This is a genomic window from Emcibacter sp., from assembly GCF_048269205.1.
Taxonomy (GTDB): domain Bacteria; phylum Pseudomonadota; class Alphaproteobacteria; order Sphingomonadales; family Emcibacteraceae; genus Emcibacter.
The window spans coordinates 330,762-351,344 of record NZ_JBLXJC010000002.1; the positions used below are offsets into that span (position 1 = coordinate 330,762).

At 52.9% G+C, this 20,583-nt stretch carries 18 protein-coding genes; 5 read left to right on the forward strand and 13 right to left on the reverse strand.

Annotation, left to right across the window (positions count from 1 at the left end):
• Positions 1-36: 36 nt before the first annotated feature.
• Together ACN0YD_RS10330 and ACN0YD_RS10335 are read right to left on the reverse strand one after the other, a co-directional pair.
• Positions 37-1,074 carry a rod shape-determining protein gene (locus ACN0YD_RS10330; RefSeq protein WP_139941891.1) on the reverse strand — a complete coding sequence of 346 codons (1,038 nt, stop codon included), beginning with the start codon at positions 1,072-1,074 and terminating at the stop codon, positions 37-39.
• 248 nt (positions 1,075-1,322) lie between these two features.
• Positions 1,323-2,867 (reverse strand): 2-isopropylmalate synthase, encoded by a 1,545-nt coding sequence (locus ACN0YD_RS10335; RefSeq protein ID WP_417319471.1) that lies wholly within the window; start codon positions 2,865-2,867, stop codon positions 1,323-1,325.
• 610 nt (positions 2,868-3,477) lie between these two features.
• On the opposite strand from ACN0YD_RS10335, the gene ACN0YD_RS10340 reads away from it, so the two are divergent.
• A complete protein-coding gene (locus tag ACN0YD_RS10340; RefSeq protein WP_417319473.1) occupies positions 3,478-4,524 on the forward strand; it encodes a sensor histidine kinase in 1,047 nt (348 codons plus the stop codon).
• A gap of 82 nt (positions 4,525-4,606) precedes the next feature.
• Here ACN0YD_RS10340 and ACN0YD_RS10345 read toward each other — a convergent pair whose 3' ends face one another.
• Positions 4,607-5,263 (reverse strand): hypothetical protein, encoded by a 657-nt coding sequence (locus ACN0YD_RS10345; RefSeq protein ID WP_417319474.1) that lies wholly within the window; start codon positions 5,261-5,263, stop codon positions 4,607-4,609.
• A 376-nt stretch (positions 5,264-5,639) separates the two neighbouring features.
• Here ACN0YD_RS10345 and ACN0YD_RS10350 point away from each other — a divergent pair, with 376 nt between their 5' ends.
• Positions 5,640-6,266, forward strand: coding sequence for a DUF4082 domain-containing protein (locus ACN0YD_RS10350; RefSeq protein WP_417319476.1), 627 nt, complete (start codon positions 5,640-5,642; stop codon positions 6,264-6,266).
• Positions 6,267-6,338: 72 nt separating this feature from the next.
• Here the strand turns inward: ACN0YD_RS10350 and ilvC are convergent, their stop codons facing one another.
• The 4 genes from ilvC to miaA form a co-directional block, all read right to left on the reverse strand.
• On the reverse strand, positions 6,339-7,358 hold the full coding sequence (gene ilvC / locus ACN0YD_RS10355; RefSeq protein ID WP_417319478.1) for a ketol-acid reductoisomerase: 1,020 nt from the start codon (positions 7,356-7,358) through the stop codon (positions 6,339-6,341).
• An 83-nt stretch (positions 7,359-7,441) separates the two neighbouring features.
• Complete coding sequence (gene ilvN, locus ACN0YD_RS10360; RefSeq protein ID WP_417319480.1) at positions 7,442-7,960, reverse strand: acetolactate synthase small subunit; 519 nt, start codon at positions 7,958-7,960, stop codon at positions 7,442-7,444.
• Positions 7,961-8,011: 51 nt separating this feature from the next.
• Entirely contained in the window at positions 8,012-9,766 is a 1,755-nt protein-coding gene (locus ACN0YD_RS10365) for an acetolactate synthase 3 large subunit (RefSeq protein ID WP_417319482.1), read from the reverse strand.
• 257 nt (positions 9,767-10,023) lie between these two features.
• On the reverse strand, positions 10,024-10,926 hold the full coding sequence (miaA, locus tag ACN0YD_RS10370; protein WP_417319483.1) for a tRNA (adenosine(37)-N6)-dimethylallyltransferase MiaA: 903 nt from the start codon (positions 10,924-10,926) through the stop codon (positions 10,024-10,026).
• Between the two features lie 92 nt (positions 10,927-11,018).
• On the opposite strand from miaA, the gene serB reads away from it, so the two are divergent.
• Positions 11,019-11,918, forward strand: a complete 900-nt coding sequence (serB, locus tag ACN0YD_RS10375) for a phosphoserine phosphatase SerB (protein WP_417319485.1) — start codon at positions 11,019-11,021, stop codon at positions 11,916-11,918.
• 69 nt (positions 11,919-11,987) lie between these two features.
• Here the strand turns inward: serB and ACN0YD_RS10380 are convergent, their stop codons facing one another.
• From ACN0YD_RS10380 to hflK, 4 genes are all read right to left on the reverse strand, one after another.
• On the reverse strand, positions 11,988-13,457 hold the full coding sequence (locus ACN0YD_RS10380) for a DegQ family serine endoprotease (RefSeq protein ID WP_417319487.1): 1,470 nt from the start codon (positions 13,455-13,457) through the stop codon (positions 11,988-11,990).
• A gap of 174 nt (positions 13,458-13,631) precedes the next feature.
• Positions 13,632-13,802: a DUF2065 domain-containing protein gene (locus ACN0YD_RS10385; protein WP_417319489.1), complete on the reverse strand. Its 171-nt coding sequence runs from the start codon at positions 13,800-13,802 to the stop codon at positions 13,632-13,634.
• Positions 13,803-13,825: 23 nt separating this feature from the next.
• Positions 13,826-14,695, reverse strand: coding sequence for a protease modulator HflC (gene hflC / locus ACN0YD_RS10390; protein ID WP_417319491.1), 870 nt, complete (start codon positions 14,693-14,695; stop codon positions 13,826-13,828).
• A gap of 20 nt (positions 14,696-14,715) precedes the next feature.
• Positions 14,716-15,792 (reverse strand): FtsH protease activity modulator HflK, encoded by a 1,077-nt coding sequence (gene hflK / locus ACN0YD_RS10395; protein WP_417319493.1) that lies wholly within the window; start codon positions 15,790-15,792, stop codon positions 14,716-14,718.
• A gap of 147 nt (positions 15,793-15,939) precedes the next feature.
• On the opposite strand from hflK, the gene ACN0YD_RS10400 reads away from it, so the two are divergent.
• Positions 15,940-17,067, forward strand: a complete 1,128-nt coding sequence (locus ACN0YD_RS10400; protein WP_417319495.1) for a P-loop NTPase — start codon at positions 15,940-15,942, stop codon at positions 17,065-17,067.
• Positions 17,064-17,492: a CoA-binding protein gene (locus tag ACN0YD_RS10405; protein ID WP_417319496.1), complete on the forward strand. Its 429-nt coding sequence runs from the start codon at positions 17,064-17,066 to the stop codon at positions 17,490-17,492. The genes ACN0YD_RS10400 and ACN0YD_RS10405 overlap by 4 nt, the downstream gene beginning before the upstream one ends.
• 4 nt (positions 17,493-17,496) lie before the next feature.
• On the opposite strand, the gene ACN0YD_RS10410 is transcribed toward ACN0YD_RS10405, so the two are convergent.
• Positions 17,497-18,708, reverse strand: coding sequence for a sensor histidine kinase (locus tag ACN0YD_RS10410; RefSeq protein WP_417319498.1), 1,212 nt, complete (start codon positions 18,706-18,708; stop codon positions 17,497-17,499).
• 217 nt (positions 18,709-18,925) lie between these two features.
• Positions 18,926-20,560 carry a GAF domain-containing sensor histidine kinase gene (locus ACN0YD_RS10415; protein ID WP_417319500.1) on the reverse strand — a complete coding sequence of 545 codons (1,635 nt, stop codon included), beginning with the start codon at positions 20,558-20,560 and terminating at the stop codon, positions 18,926-18,928.
• Positions 20,561-20,583: the final 23 nt, after the last annotated feature.

A 20,583-nucleotide genomic window follows, 5' to 3' on the forward strand; every position in this document is an offset into this window, starting at 1 on the left:
CGGTCCCCTGCCTCACTGTATTGATATCATGACCCCTCAGTAGGAGTCACTCAGCACATGTTTGAGGATTTCGTCCTCAAGTGAACGGCCGGTGCCGAGCGCCACACAGGTGAGCGGTTCTTCAGCCACGAATACCGGAAGACCCGTTGCCTTGCGAAGAACCTTGTCCAGATCACGCAGCAGCGCACCGCCACCGGTCAGGACGATACCCTTGTCCACAATATCTGCAGCCAGTTCGGGCGGGGTCTGCTCAAGAGCGTATTTCACCCCTTCCACAATGGCACCAACCGGCTCGGCCAGGGCCTCGGAAATCTGCAACTGGTCGATAACGATTTCCTTGGGCACGCCGTTCATCAGGTCGCGTCCCTTGATTTCCATGGTTTTGCCAACACCATCTTCCGGCGGTGCGGCGGTCCCGATTTCCTTTTTGATACGTTCAGCGCTGCTTTCCCCGATCAGCAGGTTATGGTTACGGCGAATATAGGCGATAATCGCCTCGTCCATCTTGTCGCCACCGACGCGAACAGAGGACGCATAGACGATGCCACCAAGGGACAGCACGGCCACTTCACTGGTGCCGCCCCCGATATCCACGATCATGGAACCGGTCGGTTCGGTCACCGGCAGGCCGGCGCCGATGGCAGCCGCCATGGGCTCTTCAATCAGGAAAACGCGCCGTGCGCCGGCTTCCAGGGCACTGTCACGGATCGCCTTGCGTTCCACAGGAGTGGAGCCTGACGGTACACAGATCACGATCTGGGGATTGGCCATCATGCTGCGGTTATGCACCTTGCGGATGAAATCCTTGATCATGGCTTCCGCCACTTCAAAGTCTGCAATCACGCCGTCCCGAAGAGGACGGATTGCCTCGATATTACCGGGTGTGCGGCCAAGCATCATTTTGGCCTCCTCACCCACGGCCAGCACATGTTTGATGCCGCCTTCATTCTTAAGAGCCACCACAGAAGGTTCATTAAGAACAATACCGCGGCCTTTTACATAAACGAGGGTATTGGCGGTACCCAGATCAATTGCCATGTCAGAGGAGAACATCCCCAGTAGTTTTTCGAACATCTATTTCAGCCTATCCCGTGCACGATTTGATCTGCGAAAAAGCACCAGGTTAAAGCGCCCAATCCAGACCGGTTAACTATAACTGAACTGCTTATAAAGTCTATCTATTAACATATGGTTTTCATTGCAATAATTTCATGCCCAAAGTAAGGCGGAACACCATAAAAAGTGAAAAACGACCCCCCTGCCTGGGCAAGGAGGCCGTAAACAGCCAGTATTCAAAAAATGCAAATATTCGAACCCTCATTTCAGGCGGTCATTTTCTCCGGCGCTGTCTTCTCACGTTTCGTAAGCAGCTTGTTCAAAGCATTGGCATAAGCCCGTGCAGATGCCACCAAAGTATCCGTGTGGGCCGCATGGCCATTGACTGTTTTACCGTCTTCCTCCAGCCGCACAGTGACTTCCGCCTGGGCGTCGGTGCCCCTGGTCACAGCATGAACCTGATATAATTGCAGGTGCGGTTCACCGCCGATCACAGCGCGCAGAGCCTTGAAGGCCGCATCCACCGGGCCGTTGCCTTCGGAAAAGACTGTTTTTTCCTTGCCGTCAACTTCCAGCACCAGATCCGCACTGTTGGCCTTACCCTGTTCACAGACGAATTTCCAGCCGATCACCTTGATATGATCGTTATCCTGCATGTTGCTGTCGACAATGGAAATAATATCCTCGTCATAGACGGTCTTCTTGCGGTCAGCCAGATCCTTGAACTGCTGAAAGGCGTTCATGAATTCGTTATCGCCCAGCTCAAACCCGAGATCCTTCAGCTTTTCCCGGAAGGCATGGCGACCGGAATGCTTGCCCATCACCAGGGAGGATTCCTTGAGGCCGACGCTTTCAGGAGTCATGATTTCATAGGTTTCGGCATTTTTCAGCATACCGTCCTGGTGTATGCCGCTCTCATGGGCAAAGGCATTTGCGCCCACAATGGCCTTGTTGTTCTGTACTGCCAGACCGGTCACACTGCTCACCAGCCGGGACGTCTTGGTGATATTTTCCGTCACCACCCCGGTGCTGTAGGGCAACATATCCTGACGGGTGCGGAAGGCCATGACAATTTCCTCCAGCGCGGCATTTCCTGCCCGTTCGCCAATGCCGTTGATCGTACATTCGATCTGACGCGCCCCGCCCTGGACCGCAGCGATACTGTTGGCTACCGCCAGCCCCAGGTCGTTGTGGCAATGAGTGGAAAAGATCGCCTTGTCGCTATTGGGAACATTGGTAATGATATTCTGGATCATCTGCCGGTATTCATCGGGCGTGGTATAACCCACCGTATCCGGCACATTGATGGTGGTTGCGCCAGCCCGGATTGCCGTTTCAATGGATTTATACAGAAAATCTTCTTCCGTCCGGGTGCCATCCTCGCAGGACCATTCCACATCCTCACACAGGTTGCGGGCATAAGCCACGCTGTCAGCTATGGCGTCGAGCACCTCCTCCGGCTCCATCTGCAGCTTGTATTTCATATGCAGCGGGCTGGTGGAAATGAATGTATGAATGCGCGGGCGTACCGCCGGCTTCAATGCCTCCCACGCCCGGTCGATATCCTTGTGGGACGCCCGGGCCAGTGAACAGACACTGGTTTCTTTCATCAGCTTGGCAACTTCGTTTACGGATTCGAAATCGCCGTTTGAAGCTATGGCAAAGCCCGCCTCAATTACATCAACACCCAACGTTTCCAGTGCCTCGGCCACGCGGATTTTCTCCGTCAATGTCATAGAGGCCCCCGGCGACTGTTCGCCATCACGCAAGGTGGTATCAAAAATTACTACGCGGTTCTTGTCTATCGTCATTGGTCTTAACCTTCAAATTTCTGGTTCGAAATATAACAGAACTGTCCGTAATTGCCATACGTACAGAGTTGTTTTTCTCCCCTAAACGCCTGCTGATCCTACAGCTTTTAACAGGTAAAGGCGCTCAGGGGCGAGCTAGTCGGCCAAGAGATAGAAGAAGGGTGGAGAGAGTACCGGTGGGCAGACACACCTGAGCAACGGACAAAATATCTCCGTTTTCATTCAGTTGCGTGCTGTATTCCGCGTGTGTCATATCCGGTTTCAGTCAGTTAATGTTTGCAGGCTTTGTTTACCTTATATAACGTCGAGTGTGAATAAAAAAAGTCCCGATCCTGTATTTTTCCACTGGATCTGCAAAATATTATTCTGATCATTGTTGGTAAACAAGTTCTTAACAGAATCTCCCCCAAACACCGCATTCGACCTGTTACAAGGCTGAACACAGCCCAATCCGGCAAAATTTACGCTCATAAACGGGAATCAGTCATTGACAAACCCGCTGCTGCATATTCATATTCGCTTCACTTTTTTGACGGAACAGGTCAAACCGGATTAATCAGGGGGATTTTGAGAATTGTCGCAATTCTGGCATCCACATCTATTACTGGTCATGGCATTCATACCGGTGCCGGTGACACTTTTTCTCAAGCGCCATTCTCTCGCTCACCTCAGTGCAGGATATAACCGTCTGTTTGGGGGGCTTTGTCTCGTTACCGTCATCACCTTCATGGATTACCTGGAAGAAGTACCGCCCGGAAAAAAACTGTTCGAATATATCTTCGGCATCCCCTGGCTTGGCCCCCAACTGATTTATGCCTATGTTGCGGCCGTTCTGCTGATTGGCTGGGGAATAATCAGTTGGCTTTCTGCAGTATCGAATGTCACCCGGGAAGTGGAACTGCGCAAAAAGGCCGAGAACGACCTGCGCGAACTTTCCAGGAAATCAAACGAGCTTGCCGTACAGGCCGAAGAAGCCAGCCAGGCCAAATCCGCCTTCCTGGCGAACATGTCTCACGAACTGCGCACCCCCCTGAACGCCATTATCGGTTATTCCGAACTACTGAGAAACAAAAGCATTCCGATGACCGCGGAAAAGAGGGATGAATATGCGGAACATATTTTCATCAGCGGCCGGCATCTGCTGGATCTGATCAATGATATTCTTGACCTGGCCAAAGTGGAATCCGGCAAGTTAGAGGTTTGTCCGGGACCAGTTGACATTCTTCTCCTGCTGCAGGACTGCAACAATTTCGTAGCCTCGATGGCAGAAAAGGCGCGCATCAGTGTCGAAGTCGACTGCCCCGACCTGGATATCACAAGCGACGAGAAAATCCTCAAACAGATCATCATCAATCTGATGAGCAACGCCATTAAATACAATCATCCCGGGGGATTCGTAAATGTCACCGGAAGGCTTGAAGAGGGCCTACTGCATATAACTGTCTCGGATAACGGTGTCGGCATGACGGAGCGGGAGCTCCAGCTTGTCATGGAACCCTTCGTCCAGATTGATAACAGCTATAGCCGCAAGGTGGAAGGCACCGGCCTCGGCCTGGCCCTGGTCAACAGTTTCACCGAACTTTTGGGTGGCACGGTCAGCATCCTGTCCCGCAAAAACGAGGGGACCACCGTCACCCTCACCCTGCCGGTTGGATAACCGACTGACAGCAACATGCAAGAAATTGATATGAAGAAGCCAGCACGCCGAGGCCGAAAGGGCCGCCCTAGTCCTTTTTGGCTCAGTCCTTTTTGGGCGCGAACAGATGCTGCAGATGATTTTTCTTGCCGGCAAAAAGCCGTTTTTCGATATCTGCGGTAATTTTCGCCAGTGAGATGCGGATATAGTCCCGATGATTAAGCAGTTTCACGCTATCACCTGTTTTGAAATATTGTTCTTTCGCCTTTTCCCAGGTCTTGTTTGACTCCAGAATGACGCTCAGCATCTCGTCACTGAAACTGCTGACATATTTCTCGTCATACACCAGAGTATCGAACAGAAATGCTGTCTTCTCGTCATTGGCAAAATAAAGCATATTCCACTTGAGGAACGGGTCCATTAACAGGTCCTCAAGAAGATAGGAGGAAAAATCCCCCGGCTCGCAGGCCTCGGCGCATATGGGTGTCCACATGACATTGTCGCCGCCCATATTGCACACCTCGGCGTTCACCTTTGCCACCAGTTCCGTATGACGCTGTTGAGCCTGGGCGAATGAAACATAGCTGTCGGGATACACCCGTTCAATAACCGAGCGCACCGGCTCGAAATCCGTGCCAGCCGCAGCTTTTTCACCAACAATGTGCAGCGCGTCCCTGTCAAAACCATCCGCCACCCGTTGTTTTCTACCGAAAACAGCACGGGAGGGTTTCAATGCGCCAAACCGTCTATCATTCTGCATAGAGATAATCTCCCCCGGTTCCTACTCAACCATATGGGGAAGTTGTTAAGGCTTGTTAAATAATACATAAGACTTAATCCATCTCGCAAAATTCACTATTCTTGCAACGAAAGGCCGAGAATAGAGCCACGGCTGCACGTTTGAATACCCTGCAAAGCCTGCCTTTGTTTCTGTCGGATTTCTTTACAGTTTTCCGCGCAATTATCAGGTTTTTTTACAGTTATTCATTCAGACATGCGTCCGAAATGCCTCTATCCATAAAATTATCTTTTATATATCAATAAGATAACATATTATCAACCATACCACCCGAAATGGCATAAAAATTGCTTATTAATCCATACTTAATTTGTTCAATAACACGGGTGATTTTAATATGTTAAAGAAGTTCTCTGCAGGCATCTTTGCCCTGATGCTGCTTGCCCTCCCTTCACTGGGGAATGCGGCTGCCGTCAATCTCAGTGACCCGGGCGATGGCCTATTCAATAGCACGGACTACACACTGGGCTGGGAGTTCACTGCCAATACCGACATCAGTGTAACGTCATTGGGACAATTTGACTTCGAAGGAGACGGCTTGTCCAATGATGCCGACATTGCCATCTGGGAGTCTAATGGAACCCTCGTGGCATCTACAACCATTGCTGCCGGAACCTCAGGGACCCTTATTGATTATTTCCGCTATGTAGATATCAGCCCCGTCCTGCTATCAGCGGGCCAGAGCTATATCATCGCCAGTTATATCGCAAACGATCAAGCGCTGGACCTTGGTAACGGCGCCATTTTCACAGTTGATCCGGCCATCACTGTCCTGAATGATCGCTTTGACTTCGCGAACAGCCTGGTATTCCCGACCGAAATCAACAGCCTGGGCGCGTTTGACGGCTGGTTCGGTCCCAACTTCCAGTTTACGACCCAGCAAGTGTCCGAACCCGGCATGTTGGCCCTGCTCGGCCTGAGCCTGACAGGCTTCGCCGCCCTGCGCCGCCGCAAATCTGCCTGAAAAACCTCTTCATTCATACAAAAAGCCCCGCTGACATCAGCGGGGCTTTTCTTTTGAACCTATGAAAAAATTCTAGTTTTTGTCTTTATCCACCAGCTGGTTTTCCTTGAGCCAGGGCATCATCCCGCGCAGGCGATCGCCAACTTCCTCAATCGGATGTGCAGCACCTTTGGCGCGAGCGGCTTTCAGTTTGACCTGGCCGACTTTGTTATCGAGCATAAAGTCATTCACAAAACGACCTTCCTGAATGTCAGCCAGAACCCGCTTCATTTCCTTCTTGGTTTCTTCGGTAATGATACGTGGGCCGGTGACATAATCGCCATACTCTGCGGTGTTGGAGATGGAGTAACGCATGTTGGCGATACCGCCTTCATACATCAGGTCCACAATCAGCTTCAGTTCGTGCAGACATTCGAAATAGGCCATTTCCGGGGCGTAACCGGCTTCGGTCAGAACTTCAAAACCACACTGCACCAGCGCAGAAGCTCCGCCACAAAGCACAGCCTGTTCACCAAACAGATCAGTTTCACACTCTTCCTTGAAGGTGGTCTCGATCACACCGGCGCGACCGCCGCCGTTGGCAGAGGCATAGGACAGGCCAAGATCGAGGCTGTTGCCGGAAGCATCCTGGTAAACCGCAATCAAAGTCGGCACACCGCCGCCTTTCAGGTATTCGGAACGCACCGTATGGCCAGGACCTTTCGGGGCGATCATAAAGACGTCCATGTCCGGACGCGGCTCGATCAGCTTGAAATGAATGTTCAGGCCATGCGCGAACAGCAGGGCAGAACCTTCCTTCATATTGTCTTTCAGGTCATCCTTGTACAGATCGGCCTGCAGCTCATCCGGCACAAGTACCATCACAACATCAGCCCATTTGGCAGCTTCGGCAGGTGTCATGCATTTAAAGCCCGCGCCTTCAGCCTTCTTGCGGGAGCCGGAGCCTTCCCGCAGACCGATAGCTATATTTTCAACACCGCTGTCACGCAGGTTGGCAGCATGGGCATGGCCCTGGGAACCGTAACCGATAATGGCAACATTCTTTGTCTTGATCAGGTTCACATCTGCATCGCGATCATAATAGACGCGCATGGTAACTTCCTTTCTCGTCTTATAAACTGTTCACTCTTTCCAGAATTCTTTTTGGCTTTGAACTTCTTGCTTTTTGGCGATCTTTATAGCGGTTCACGGCCGCGGGTCAATGCCGCAACGCCGGTCCTGACCACTTCCACCAACCCGAATTCGTCCATCAGTTCGATAAATGCCCTGATTTTTTCAGACTTGCCCGTGATTTCGAAAACAAAGCTGTCCCGGGTGCTGTCCACAATCCGTGCACGGAAAGCATCACCGACCCGCTGCGCCTCGTCCCGGTCCGCGCCTTCACAATGAACCTTGACCAGGGCCAGTTCGCGCTCCACGCTGGGACCGTCCAGGGTCAGGTCGCCCACCTTGTGGACGGGCACCAGACGCTCCAGCTGAGCCTTGATTTGCTCAATCACCATCGGTGTGCCGGCAGTGACCACCGTAATACGGGATTCATTACCTTCCAGATCCACCGGCGCCACGGTCAGATGCTCGATGTTATAGCCACGGCCGGAAAAAAGTCCGATCACCCGGGCCAGAACACCGGCCTCGTTGTCAACGATGATGGAAATGGTGTGGCGTGCAACCGGTTCAATCGATTTTGCATTCATGATACTTGTCCTGTCTTTCATACTGCTTCTGCGGGCGGGATTTCATCCGCCCTACACCAGTGCAGCACCCCCCTCAAATTCGGAAAATTCCTCATCATCCGGCAGGATCATTTCATTATGGGCCGCCCCGGAAGGCACCATCGGGAAGCAATTGGCCAATTTGGCCACGCGGCAATCAAAGATAACCGGCTTGTCCGTTTCGAGCATTTCCAGAATTGCCGCATCAAGATCGGCAGGTTTGTCACAACGGATCCCGTGCGCACCATAGGCTTCCGCCAGCTTGACAAAGTCAGGAAGGCTTTCGGAATAGCTGTGACTGTAGCGTGAGCCGTGGTTCAGCTGCTGCCACTGGCGCACCATGCCCATATATTCATTGTTCAGGATAAACAGCTTGACCGGCAGGTCATACTGCATGGCCGTGGCCATTTCCTGAATATTCATCTGAATTGAGGCTTCACCGGCGATGTCGATCACCAGATCGTCCGGATGCGCCATCTGAACGCCGATCGCAGCCGGGAAGCCATATCCCATGGTGCCCAGACCACCGGAAGTCATCCATTTGTGCGGCTCTTCAAATCCGAAATACTGGGCTGCCCACATCTGGTGCTGCCCCACTTCGGTGGTGATATAGGGCTTCTTGTCCTTTGTCAGCGCAAACAGACGCTCAAGAGCGTATTGCGGCATGATCACGTCATCGGATTTCTTGTATTTCAGGCTCTCCCGGGCGCGCCACTCGCCAATCGTGTCCCACCAGGACTTGAGGGCCTCCCCTTCGATTTCATGAACTCCGGCTTTCCAGACCTTGATCAGGCTTTCCAGAACATGGGCCGCATCACCGACAATAGGCACATCAACGCGAACAGTCTTGTTGATGGAAGAACGATCAATATCGATATGGATCTTTTTTGATTTCGGCGAAAAGGCGTCCAGGCGACCGGTGACCCGGTCGTCGAAGCGCGCGCCGATACAAATCATCACATCGCAATCATGCATGGCCATGTTGGCTTCATAGGTGCCGTGCATGCCCAGCATACCCAGAAACTGTTTGTCTGACGCCGGATAGGCCCCGAGCCCCATCAGGGTGGAGGTAATCGGCGCGCCGGTCATGCGCACGAATTCGCGCAGAAGCTGGCAGGCCGCCACTCCCGAATTGATCAGGCCGCCGCCGGTATAGAAAATCGGCTTTTTGGCCGTGGCTATCATTTCCGCCGCGCGCTTGATCTCGTCCATGTCTCCCTTGAGACTGGGCTTGTAGCTGCGGTGTTCAATCTTGCCAGTATGCAGATTGCTGCCCTTGTTGATCTGGACATCCTTGGGGATATCGACAACCACGGGACCAGGCCGGCCAGAGCTTGCCACATAAAATGCCTCGTGGATCACACGGGACAGATCTTCAACATCCTTCACCAGATAGTTATGCTTTGTACAATGGCGGGTGATGCCAACCGTATCCGCCTCCTGAAAGGCATCTGAACCAATCAGGTGAACCGGTACCTGTCCGGTCAGACAGACAACAGGAATGCTGTCCAGCATGGCATCGGCCAGGCCGGTCACCGCATTGGTGGCGCCGGGACCGGACGTCACCAGAACAACACCGGGCTTGCCGGTGGAACGGGCATAGCCCTCTGCCGCATGAACGGCTGCCTGCTCATGGCGAACCAGAACGTGCTTGATGGCGTCCTGCTTGAAGATTTCGTCATAGATCGGTAGCACGGCGCCGCCTGGATATCCGAAAATCACGTCCACACCCAAATCCTGCAGGGATTTGAGAATGATTTCCGCGCCGCTGATCTTATCCGAAGACATAATCTACCTTTCCAATCTGTCCAACATACAAACTCGTCATTTTTTTCACATTCGGCTTTAATACATAAAATTTGGTTTTTAAAGCTATTTCGGGCGAAAAAGTCTCTTCAGAGACAAAAAAACTCATATTTTTTCTCTGCAGGCAGCAGAAATCATCTTCTACCCGCCGAAGAAAAGGGACCATACCGACAGATTATTACATAGTCAAGCTTATTTTGTGAAATAAAAGTTCAATAAATACCATTAACTATATACTATTATTTCATGTTTATGGCTTCCCAGTCCGCGCACTGGTTCCTGAACCAGGTCATTTGCCGCTTGGCGAATTGCCTTGTCTGGGTCTGGCTCTGTTCAATGGCTTGCTCACGGGTAATTTCCTCCCGAAGATAGCGGATCAGCGGCGGCACACCGAGCGACTTCATCACCGGCAGTTCGGGATCATAGCCGCATTCCAGTAGTTCCCCAACCTCTTCAATGGCGCTGCCCTGCTCGATCATCTGGCGAAAGCGCAGGTCGCAGCGGGCATAAAGCTCCTGCCGGTCCCGCTCCAGCACATATTTACGTATATGAATATCCTCCCGCCCCTCAAGTCCGCCGATACCCGGCTGCTTCTGCCAGTAACTGAGCGGCTGGCCTGTACTCAATACCACCTCAAGGCCGCGGGCAATACGCTGCCCGTCGGCAGGGGAGATTTTCCCGGCCCATTCGGGATCAAGTTCCTGCAGTTCCTGCCAGCAGGCTTCGGCCCCCTCTGCGGCCACGCGGGCCCTGACCTGCTCGCGGATGGCGGGGTCAATCTCCGGCACCGGGGATAGCCCCTCGAGCAGAGACTTGAAATACAGGCCTGTTCCGCCCACGACAATCGGTGTCCCGCCCCGGGTCCAGATATCTTCCAGGACAGGCAGCGCCATCTTTCGCCAGCGTTCCGCCGAACAGGGATCATCGCCCCTGAGCACACCGTAAAGATGATGAGGGCATTTTTGCTCCTCGTCGATCGACGGGCGGGCCGTCAGGTCGCGAAGTTCGCAATAGACCTGCATGCTGTCCGCATTGACGATCTCGCCATTTTCCCCATTTGCCCAGTCAAGCGCCAGCGAGGATTTGCCGCTGGCAGTGGCCCCGGCAAGCATAATAATATTTTTCCGACTTTCTTCCTGCATCCGTAATTTTCCATAGCCTTCAGACAGTACATGGTGTACCGATAGGCCAAAGCCAACTTATGAACTTGTAACTTATTTACCGAACCTGTGCCATGAAGAATATCCTGACCCTGATCAGCAATCCCGAAGCTCCCTGCCTGACCGAAGCGCTGCTTGCCAAATATAAAGACGCCTTGTCCGATGTCGGTGCAATACATGAAGATGCTGTGTGGCTGAGCGAGGGGGAAGCTGCCGATATTTCCTTTGACGGAGACTTCGGGACCGTCCGGGAGGCGCTGGCGCCATTGCTGGACCAGGACCCGCTGGATTTTGCCTTGCAGCCGCTGAAACACCGGCGCAAGAAACTGCTGGTCGCGGACATGGACAGCACGATCATCCAGGTGGAATGCATCGACGAACTGGCCGATTTTGCCGGTCTCAAGGAAAAAGTCTCCGCCATTACCGAAGCCGCCATGCAGGGCGAACTCGATTTTGAGCAGGCGCTCAGGGAACGGGTCGCCCTCCTCAAAGGTCTGGAGACTTCGGTTTTGGAAACCGTCTTCAAAGAGCGGGTCAAACTGACCCCCGGCGCGGTCGAGATGGTGCAGACCATGAACCGGTCAGGCGCCAATACAGTCCTGGTGTCCGGCGGCTTTACCTTTTTCACAGACCGGGTGGCTCAGCTTACCGGATTTCAGGTCAACCGGGGCAACATCCTGGGTGTGGACGGCAATGCACTGTCCGGCAAGGTGGAAGACCCCATTGTCGACAGCAACACCAAACTCGACTCCCTGCATGAATTCCAGGAAATCGCCGGGCTGGAGATGAGCCAGACCATCGCTGTTGGCGACGGCGCCAATGATATCCCCATGATTGATGCGGCGGGACTGGGCGTGGCCTATCATCCGAAACCGGCCGCCGCCAAGGCCGCTGACGTGGTCATTCGGCACGGCGACCTCACTGCCCTGCTCTATATCCAGGGCTTTCAGAAAAGTGAGTTTTTCACGGCCTGAGACAACGTGGATATGAAATGCAAAAAGGCCGGGAAATTCCCGGCCTTTTTTTGTTTATGTGCCTGAGGATTATTCTTCCTCGTCAAACTTCACCGGTACGTGGCTGTAGTCACCCCGGCGATAGACTTTCAGAAGAACCGACTTGCGGCCTTTTTTCTTCAATTCCTCAATCCGTTTGATGGCCTGCTCCACTGTGGATACCTCTTCCTGGGTGATTTCCACGATCACGTCGCCGCGACGCAGACCGCGTTCCTGGGCCGGACTGTAGCGTTCCACGCCGGAAATCAGCACCCCTTTGAAGTCCTCGTCCAGATCAAGCGCCTCACGGGTCTTTTCACTGAGGTCCTCAAGCGTCAGGCCGATCACCTTTTCCGATGGTGTGTCAGCTTCATCCTGATCAACGGTTGCAGGAACGACTTCTTCCTTGTCTTCCTCAAGTTCGGCAATGGTGATCTTCAGGTTTTTCCTGTCACCCTTGCGCAGGATAACCACCTTGACGCTCTTGCCGATTTTGGTGTTGGCCACGATACGGGGAAGTTCACGCATTTCGGAAACTTCCTGGCCGTCGAATTCGATAATGATATCACCGGACTCCACACCGCCCTTGTCGGCCGGGCTGCCTTTGTTGACACTGGAAACAAGTGCGCCATATTCACGGTCCATGCCCAGGCTTTCGGCAATGTCTTTTGTCACAGCCTGAATGCTGACCCCAAGCCAGCCGCGCCTTGTGTGACCATATTCGATAAGCTGGTCGATCACATGCTTGGCCTGGTTGCTGGGCACGGCGAAACCGATCCCGATATTACCGCCGGAGGGGCTGTAAATGGCCGTGTTGATCCCGATGACTTCCCCGTCCATATTGAACATGGGGCCGCCGGAATTCCCCCGGTTGATGGAGGCATCAGTCTGGATATAATCGTCATAGGGCCCGCTGTTGATGTCACGGTTGCGGGCGGAGATAATGCCGGCCGTCACAGAACCACCGAGACCATAGGGGTTGCCGATGGCCAGAATCCAGTCGCCAACACGGGACTTGCCGTCGTCACCAAACTTGACAAAAGTCAGTGGCTTGTCGGCCTTGATACGCAATACCGCCACATCGACCTTGCTGTCCTTGCCGATGATTTCGGCGTCATATTCGGTTCCGTCATGCATGCGCACGGAAACCTCGTCTGCCTTGTCAATCACGTGGTTGTTGGTGATCACAATGCCATCGGCGGAAATAATAAACCCGGAACCGAGAGACATACGCTGGCGGGTACGGGGGCGACGGTCATCGTCTTCGCCTTCATTGTTACGGTCTTCAAACCGTTTGAAGAATTCTTCGAACGGAGATCCCGGTGGAAACTGTGGAAATCCGTCATTCCGGTCAACCCGGACATTCTGTTTTGTATAAATATTTACTACCGACGGCAGAAGCTTGTCCGAAAGATCGGCAAAGCTTTCCGGCGCTGCTTTCGCAAACACGGTTGCGGGAATTGCCACGACACATATCGCGACAATCAGGATACTATTGAGATATTTTTTCACGTTCGTCATACCAATTCCTGAGATCTTCTAAACTTATTATACGCACCATCCGGCCAAAACCGCCGAACCAAACGCTGTTCTTGTTCCCTGCCACGGTCACCTGTTTTCCCAGGTTTCATTGTACGTTATCACAAATCTGGGCGCAAAATAGGCACACACAAGTTTCTTGATCGTATTTTTACACTATTTCATCGCATAAATTACAATCACACCGAGGATAACCGCCACAAGTCCGGTTATCCTCAGTGTCATTTCTGGAAGGGAAATCGCCCGCAGCATCATTTTGCGCATTTGTTCCGGGAAAAGGGCATAAACCACACCTTCTATCACCAGAACAGAGGCAAGAGCCAGCACCAGTGTTTCAAACAGGCTTATGGCTATTTCCCTTCCTTGTTACCGAAATATTGAAAGAACTCACTATCCGGAGACAGAATCATTCTGGTATTGCCGTCAGCAATGGCCTTCCTGTAAGACTGCAGCGACCGGTAAAAAGCGTAGAATTCTGCATCCCTGCTGAAGGCCTTGGCAAACGTCCGGGTCGCTACCGCATCCCCTTCACCACGCATTATCTGGCTGTCACGCTCGGCTTCCGCGATCAGGATGGTTTTCTCCTTTTCAGCGGTGGCCTTGATCCGGGCTGCTTCCTCTTCACCAAGAGCACGGGCTTCCCGGGCTTCACGGTCCCGTTCTGCCTCCATACGCTGGAAGATATTCTGGCTGTTCTGGATCGGCAGATCGGTCCGGCGGATACGTACATCCACCACTTCCACACCGAGTTCCTCAGCTTCGGGGCTGACAGAGGCCATAATATCAGAGCGCAACTCGTCGCGTTCACCGCTGAGGATCGCCGTGAACTTCATGCGCCCCAGAACTTCACGCATGTTGGAGTTGACAATGGTCGACATCCGGGCTTCCACACCCTGCACATTACGCACGGTCTGGAACACTTTCAGGGGGTCGGTTATCTTGAATTCCGTAAAGGCATCCACGATCACCCGCTTCTGGTCCTCGGTAATCACTTCCTGTTCCGGGCTGTCGAGCAGAATCACCCGCTTGTCCAGGTAAACGACATTCTGAACCAGGGGCAGTTTGAAATTCAGGCCCGGTTCCTGAACCGTTCTCTTGGGTTCACCGAATTGCAGAACGAGTGCCTGCTCCGTTTCTTTAGTGGTAAATACAGAGGCGCCGAGCAGAAGCACAGCTACCCCCAGGACGATCAGCGTACCAATTGATCCGATTTTATTCATTTTTCTCTCCTGATCCGCCGTTACTGTTTTTTCTTCAGTTCATTGAGTGGAAGATAAGGCACAACGCCACCATCCTTTTCCACCAGAACCTTGTCAATGCTGGCCAGGATTTCTTCCATGGTCTCAAGATACATGCGCTTGCGGGTGACATCCTTCGCCTGCTTGTATTCCTCGTAAACAGAAAGGAACCGGGACGCTTCACCCTCGGCCTTGGCAATCACCTGAGCCTTGTAGGCTTCCGCATCCTGCATCATTTTGGAGGCCTCACCTCGTGCCCGCGGCACAATGTCATTCCTGAAGGCTTCTGCCTGATTGACCGTTTTCTCGCGGTCAGCTTCTGCCCGCTGCACTTCACGGAAGGCTTCAATCACCTGGGCAGGCGGGTCCACACGGGTCAACTTGATCTGTGTGACCTCCACACCGGCTTGATAATCATCCAGAATAGCCTGGATATTAATCCTGGCTTCCCGCTCGATGCTGCCGCGACCTGCAGTAAGAGCCTGCTGGATCGGGGTGCGGGCAATGATGTCACGCACCGCGCTCTGTGCTACGGAGCGGATGGTCTGGGGCGGATTTTCCACCTTGAAAAGATACTTCCCGGCGTCTGAAATTTTCCACAGGACGGAGAATTCCACATCAACGATATTCTCGTCACCGGTCAGCATCTGCCGTTCCTTGCCGAGATCAATCTTGCGGCCATGACCCTGCATATTGCCGGCGCCCATGAAGCCCACATTGATCTGGTTGATTTCCGTAACCTTCGGCTTGACGACGCTCTCAATCGGAATGGGCAGATGGTAATGCAGGCCCGGGCCCGTTGTCTCCGTCCACTCTCCGAAACGCAGGACAACACCAGCTTCGTTGGTGTTGACCCGGTAAAAACCGGTCAGAAGCCAGCCACCGATAATCAGAAGAAGAAGCAGGGAAAACCCTTTGCCACCGCCAATATTGCCGGAAAAGGTATTTTTGAACTTGTCCTGGCCCTTGCGGATAAGATCCTCGATATTCGGTGGCTCCTGACCGCCTCCCCCGCCTCTGCGGGGTCCCTGTCCCCAGGGTCCACGATCTCCTCCACCACCATTACTTTGCCAGGGCATTCATACCTCCATGTTCGTATCATTGAAATCAAGAGGAAATATTATGATTCCCTCTTACAAATCACGCAGACTACCTTATATGCTATGCTGACCGTTTATTCAACGGATAGAGACAGCTCGACAGGTCCTCTATTAGGTAGGAAACTTATGTTCAATATCAAGAAAAATAAAAACAAAATCGATGAGAAAACCCTGCTGGAAACTCTCCGCAAAATCAGTCACCCGGTCAAGGAACAGGATATCGTCAGCCTGGAAATGGTCCAGGGACTGAAGCTGGACGGGGATCACGTTACTTTTGCGCTTGAAATTATTCCTGCCGAGGCCAATGAAATGGAGGCCGTACGCCGCCGGGCGGACGAGGCCCTGCTGGCCCTGGACGGCATCAACCGGGTTACCTCTGTCCTGACGGCAGAGCGCCCTGCCGGCAACACACAATCCGCCCCGCAACCAAAAGCCGCGCACAAATCCTCAATGCCGCACGGGGTCACGCATGGCCCGGCAAAAAAGATTGCCGGCGTCAAGCATGTGATCGCCGTCGCCAGCGGCAAAGGTGGTGTGGGCAAGTCGACAACCTCGGTGAACCTGGCCCTCGCCCTTCAGGCGACAGGCTTGAAAACCGGCGTCTTTGACATTGATATTTACGGTCCCTCCATTCCCCGTCTTCTGGGTACCGAAGGCACCCGCCCCGAAAGCCTGGACGGCGGCAAGATCACACCAGTATTCAGCCACGGGCTGGCCAGCATGTCCATCGGCTACCTGCTGGAAAAGGATACCGCCACCATCTGGCGCGGTCCCATGGTTATGGGCGCGATCCAGCAGATGTTGAGGGATGTGAAATGGGACCTGGAGGGCGAGCTTGATGTTCTGGTGGTCGACCTGCCCCCGGGAACGGGTGATGCACAGCTGACGCTGGTCCAGACAGTGGACCTTGACGGCGCCGTGATTGTTTCCACCCCCCAGGACATTGCCCTGATTGATGCCCGCAAGGGACTGGATATGTTTGCCAAGACAAATACAAAAGTTCTGGGGCTGATTGAAAATATGAGCTATTTCCTGTGCCCTTCCTGCGGCGAGCGCAGTGACATCTTCGGTCATGGCGGCGCCCGGGAAACCGCCGCCGAGAAAAACATTCCTTTCCTTGGCGAAATCCCCCTGCACATGGATATCAGGGAAAGCTCCGACGCCGGCACGCCCATCGTTTCCAAAACCCCGGACAGCCCCCATGCACAGGCCTATCTGGAGATCGCCCGCAAAATCCGGGAGCAGCTTTCATGAGCCTTCTGACAACGGACGGGGAACTGGCATCCTTGCTTGAAAAAGTCAAAACCATCGCCCTCGTCGGCGCCAGCAACAAACCAGATCGGGCCAGCAACCAGGTTTTAAAATACCTGCTGGGCCAGGGCTATGATGTCTATCCGGTCAATCCGGGCCTTGCCGGACAGCAGCTATACGAACGCGAAGTCTTTGCCTCTCTGGCCGATATTCCTGTGGCCATCGACATGGTGGATATTTTCCGCAACTCGGCTGATGCAGCCGGTGTGGTTGACGAAGCCATTGAGGCGGGCGCCGGAGCCGTCTGGATGCAACTTGGCGTCATCAATAACGCGGCTGCGGACAAAGCATCAGATGCCGGCCTTCAGGTGGTCATGGACCGCTGTCCCAAGATCGAAATCCCCAGGCTGGGCCTCGCCCGCAGATAGACGCCTATTCGGCAAATGCCGCGGCCTCTATTCCGCAACATCCCTCGCTGGCACATATTACCCTCGCGACCGGGAATGTAACGGATACGCTGGTTCCCTGCCCCAGTTCGCTTTCAATATCCAGGCGCGCCTGATGCAGTTCAAGATAGGCCTTGACGATGGACAAGCCGAGGCCGGTCCCTTCCTGGGCCCGGTTCAGGTCGCCATCAACCTGGTAAAAAGGTCTGAGCACTGCCTCGATATTCTCCCGGGAAATCCCGACCCCCTGGTCCCGGACGGAAACTTCGAGAGTACCGCAGTCCATCACCCTGACTGAAAGGGAAACAACCGTATCTTCCGGAGAGAATTTGACGGCGTTTGAAATCAGGTTCAACAGCACCTGCCGGATCATCGTCGGATCACAGCAGAGATCGGGCAGGTTTTCCCGCAAATCCAGATCAAGTGAAATGTTCTTTTTACCGGCGGCGGAACTCATCATTCTGGCCACTTGTTGGACCAGTTCAAAAATGTCGCATTCCTGCTCGCGCATTTCCATCTTGCCGGCCTCGATCTTGGACATGTCGAGAATGGCATTGATCACATTCAGGAGATGATTGCCGCTGGAATTCACGATATCGATATATTCCTGATATTCTTTTTGCGGGATCGGGCCATAGGCCTCTTTCTGGATCATTTCCGTAAAGCCGATAATGGCATTGAGCGGTGTGCGCAGCTCATGGTTCATATTGGCCAGAAAGGCGGACTTGCTCTTGTTGGCCTGAATGGCAATGGTTTTCGCCTTCTGCAATTCCTCGGCACGCCGGCGGGTGCGTTCAATACTGGCCTGCAAAAGGGAAATGGCGGTACCGACACCAATATATTCGGAACCACGGCAGATAATGAACCCCTTCTGCAGGGCATGGGTGGCATCATAGGCCAGCATGTTGCTGAGGAAATCAATACTGTTGCTGGCATCCACAATCAGCGGGGTTTCGGTGATCAGCATAGAGATGGGTTTGCGTGCATAGAGGGCATAGCCAAAGCGTTCCGCCAGCGCCAGCGTAAGATCAGTCCGGTGAGCAAGCCCGATCGGCTGACCGTCCTGCAATACCGTCACGGCAAGCAGGTCGGGATCCTCCTGGAACAGGTGATAGACTTCCTCGCAACTTGTATTTGGTGTCACTACAGGCACATCAATTGCCAGGATTTCCACCCTGTCTTCCATTGACATGATCATCCGCAAACCTCTTTTAGGGTCTTTGCCCAATTAAAGCATTAACTATTACGACTATCCTGCTGTGATATTTGGGATATTTTATTAACAGAGTGTTACGGATGTACAAATTTCACGCTATGGTCACATTACTGTAACAATGAAGCGGGTTTGCGCACGGTTTTCAGTGTTCCATGCACTGGATTGTCCTGCAATCCCGAGGATTTAGCAGAGATTTGAGTCAGGATATCGGCAAAATCACGCGAACCGTGGTTCCCTTGCCCGGGCAGCTCTTGATCTCAAGCTCCCCTTTGTGCAGCTTGACAATCTCACTGACAATATAAAGTCCGAGCCCGACCCCCTGATAGGTTCTGGAATAGATATTGCCCACCTGCTGGAAAGGTTTGGTAATTTTCACAATCTGCTCTTCGGGAATGCCGATGCCCGTATCGGAAACAACAATGGCAATACTGTCGGCAGAACACTCCATACAGGAGACCCGGACATCCCCGCCCACACCGGTAAATTTGATGGCGTTGGAAACAAGATTGAGCAACACCTGTTGAATGGACCGTTTATCGGCCATAAGGCTGCAGCTGTTGCAGGCCCTCTCGTGATGCAGTTTTATGCCGGCATCCGATGCCCATTCTTCCACAACCGACAGTGTTCCGGAAATCATGTCGTCAAGATCAACAGGTTCCTTTTCGATCTTGAACTTGCCCTGCTCAATCCGGGAGACGTCCAGAAGGTCACTGATCAGGCTGAGCAGAAGCGTGCCGGACTCGTGGATTTTTTCCGCATAGTCACGGTACTTTTCAGACAGGTCGCCGAACATACGTTCAGACATCACTTCTGAAAATCCGAGAATGGCATTTAGCGGCGTGCGCAGTTCATGGCTCATATTGGCCAGGAATTCAGTCTTTGCCTTGTTGGCCTGTCGGGCCTCTTCCAGCGCCACCAGGGTTTTATATTCGGCAACACTGTGGCTGATGGCGATCCCCGCGAGGTGGGCGGATTCCTTGATGATTCTGCAGTCCTCATCCGACGGGACCCGGGGATGAGAATAATAGAGGGCAAACGTCCCGAGAACTTCTGAATCCTTTGAAAAAATTGGAAAGGACCAACAACAGGCCAAGCCGGCATCCCGGGCCAAATGGATGAAATTTTTCCAGTTCGGATCTTGTTCCAAATCCTCGGAAATCACTATTTCACCGCAATAGGCAGCTCGGCCGCAGGATCCCACATCCGGCCCAACCCTGATGCCCTCTATGGCCTTGCTGTAGGTCATGGGCAAATTGGGCGCTGCACCAAGCGAGAGCAATTCAGTTTCCCGATCGTAGAGCAAAATTGAACACATCATGCCGGGAAAATTATCTTCGGTAGTTATGGCAAGCACTTCAAGGACTTCCCTGAGAGGCTTTCCTGACGCGAGCTTTTCCAGGGTCTTGGCCCGGCTATCATAAAGAATATCACGGCGCATCTGCGGCGTTTCATTCCTCACCAGCACCATCAGCCGGTCATTGCCAAGCGATATAATATGGACCTTCAACCAGTGGATCTCTTCATCCTTGAACAGACTGAAGGTGGGGTTGCCGCTACCATCGTGCCATTCGACGATTTCGGTCCGGGCAAGATCGCTTTTCAGCACTTGCCTCATCATCTTGAAAATAGATTCCTGAATATATTCGGGGAGTGTATGTGAACAATATTGTCCGATTAGTCGATCTTTATCCACCTGGAACAGGTCGCGCTGCAGAATCTTATATTTTTCAATAACGAAATCATCCTGCCCTGTTTCCGGATTTATTTCATTCTTTATATGAAATACCAGATCCAGATCGTCGGTTATCCTTGACTTTGATGTAGCCACTGCCATGAAAATTTTGATCCCGAATGCCT

Excerpts from the sequence above, each read along its gene's own strand:
- ACN0YD_RS10330 (WP_139941891.1), bottom strand. The coding sequence starts at position 1,074 with ATGTTCGAAAAACTACTGGGGATGTTCTCCTCTGACATGGCAATTGAT.
- ACN0YD_RS10335 (WP_417319471.1), bottom strand. The coding sequence starts at position 2,867 with ATGACGATAGACAAGAACCGCGTAGTAATTTTTGATACCACCTTGCGT.
- ACN0YD_RS10340 (WP_417319473.1), top strand. The coding sequence starts at position 3,478 with ATGGCATTCATACCGGTGCCGGTGACACTTTTTCTCAAGCGCCATTCT.
- ACN0YD_RS10345 (WP_417319474.1), bottom strand. The coding sequence starts at position 5,263 with ATGCAGAATGATAGACGGTTTGGCGCATTGAAACCCTCCCGTGCTGTT.
- ACN0YD_RS10350 (WP_417319476.1), top strand. The coding sequence starts at position 5,640 with ATGTTAAAGAAGTTCTCTGCAGGCATCTTTGCCCTGATGCTGCTTGCC.
- ilvC (WP_417319478.1), bottom strand. The coding sequence starts at position 7,358 with ATGCGCGTCTATTATGATCGCGATGCAGATGTGAACCTGATCAAGACA.
- ilvN (WP_417319480.1), bottom strand. The coding sequence starts at position 7,960 with ATGAATGCAAAATCGATTGAACCGGTTGCACGCCACACCATTTCCATC.
- ACN0YD_RS10365 (WP_417319482.1), bottom strand. The coding sequence starts at position 9,766 with ATGTCTTCGGATAAGATCAGCGGCGCGGAAATCATTCTCAAATCCCTG.
- miaA (WP_417319483.1), bottom strand. The coding sequence starts at position 10,926 with ATGCAGGAAGAAAGTCGGAAAAATATTATTATGCTTGCCGGGGCCACT.
- serB (WP_417319485.1), top strand. The coding sequence starts at position 11,019 with ATGAAGAATATCCTGACCCTGATCAGCAATCCCGAAGCTCCCTGCCTG.
- ACN0YD_RS10380 (WP_417319487.1), bottom strand. The coding sequence starts at position 13,457 with ATGACGAACGTGAAAAAATATCTCAATAGTATCCTGATTGTCGCGATA.
- hflC (WP_417319491.1), bottom strand. The coding sequence starts at position 14,695 with ATGAATAAAATCGGATCAATTGGTACGCTGATCGTCCTGGGGGTAGCT.
- hflK (WP_417319493.1), bottom strand. The coding sequence starts at position 15,792 with ATGCCCTGGCAAAGTAATGGTGGTGGAGGAGATCGTGGACCCTGGGGA.
- ACN0YD_RS10400 (WP_417319495.1), top strand. The coding sequence starts at position 15,940 with ATGTTCAATATCAAGAAAAATAAAAACAAAATCGATGAGAAAACCCTG.
- ACN0YD_RS10405 (WP_417319496.1), top strand. The coding sequence starts at position 17,064 with ATGAGCCTTCTGACAACGGACGGGGAACTGGCATCCTTGCTTGAAAAA.
- ACN0YD_RS10410 (WP_417319498.1), bottom strand. The coding sequence starts at position 18,708 with ATGATCATGTCAATGGAAGACAGGGTGGAAATCCTGGCAATTGATGTG.
- ACN0YD_RS10415 (WP_417319500.1), bottom strand. The coding sequence starts at position 20,560 with ATGGCAGTGGCTACATCAAAGTCAAGGATAACCGACGATCTGGATCTG.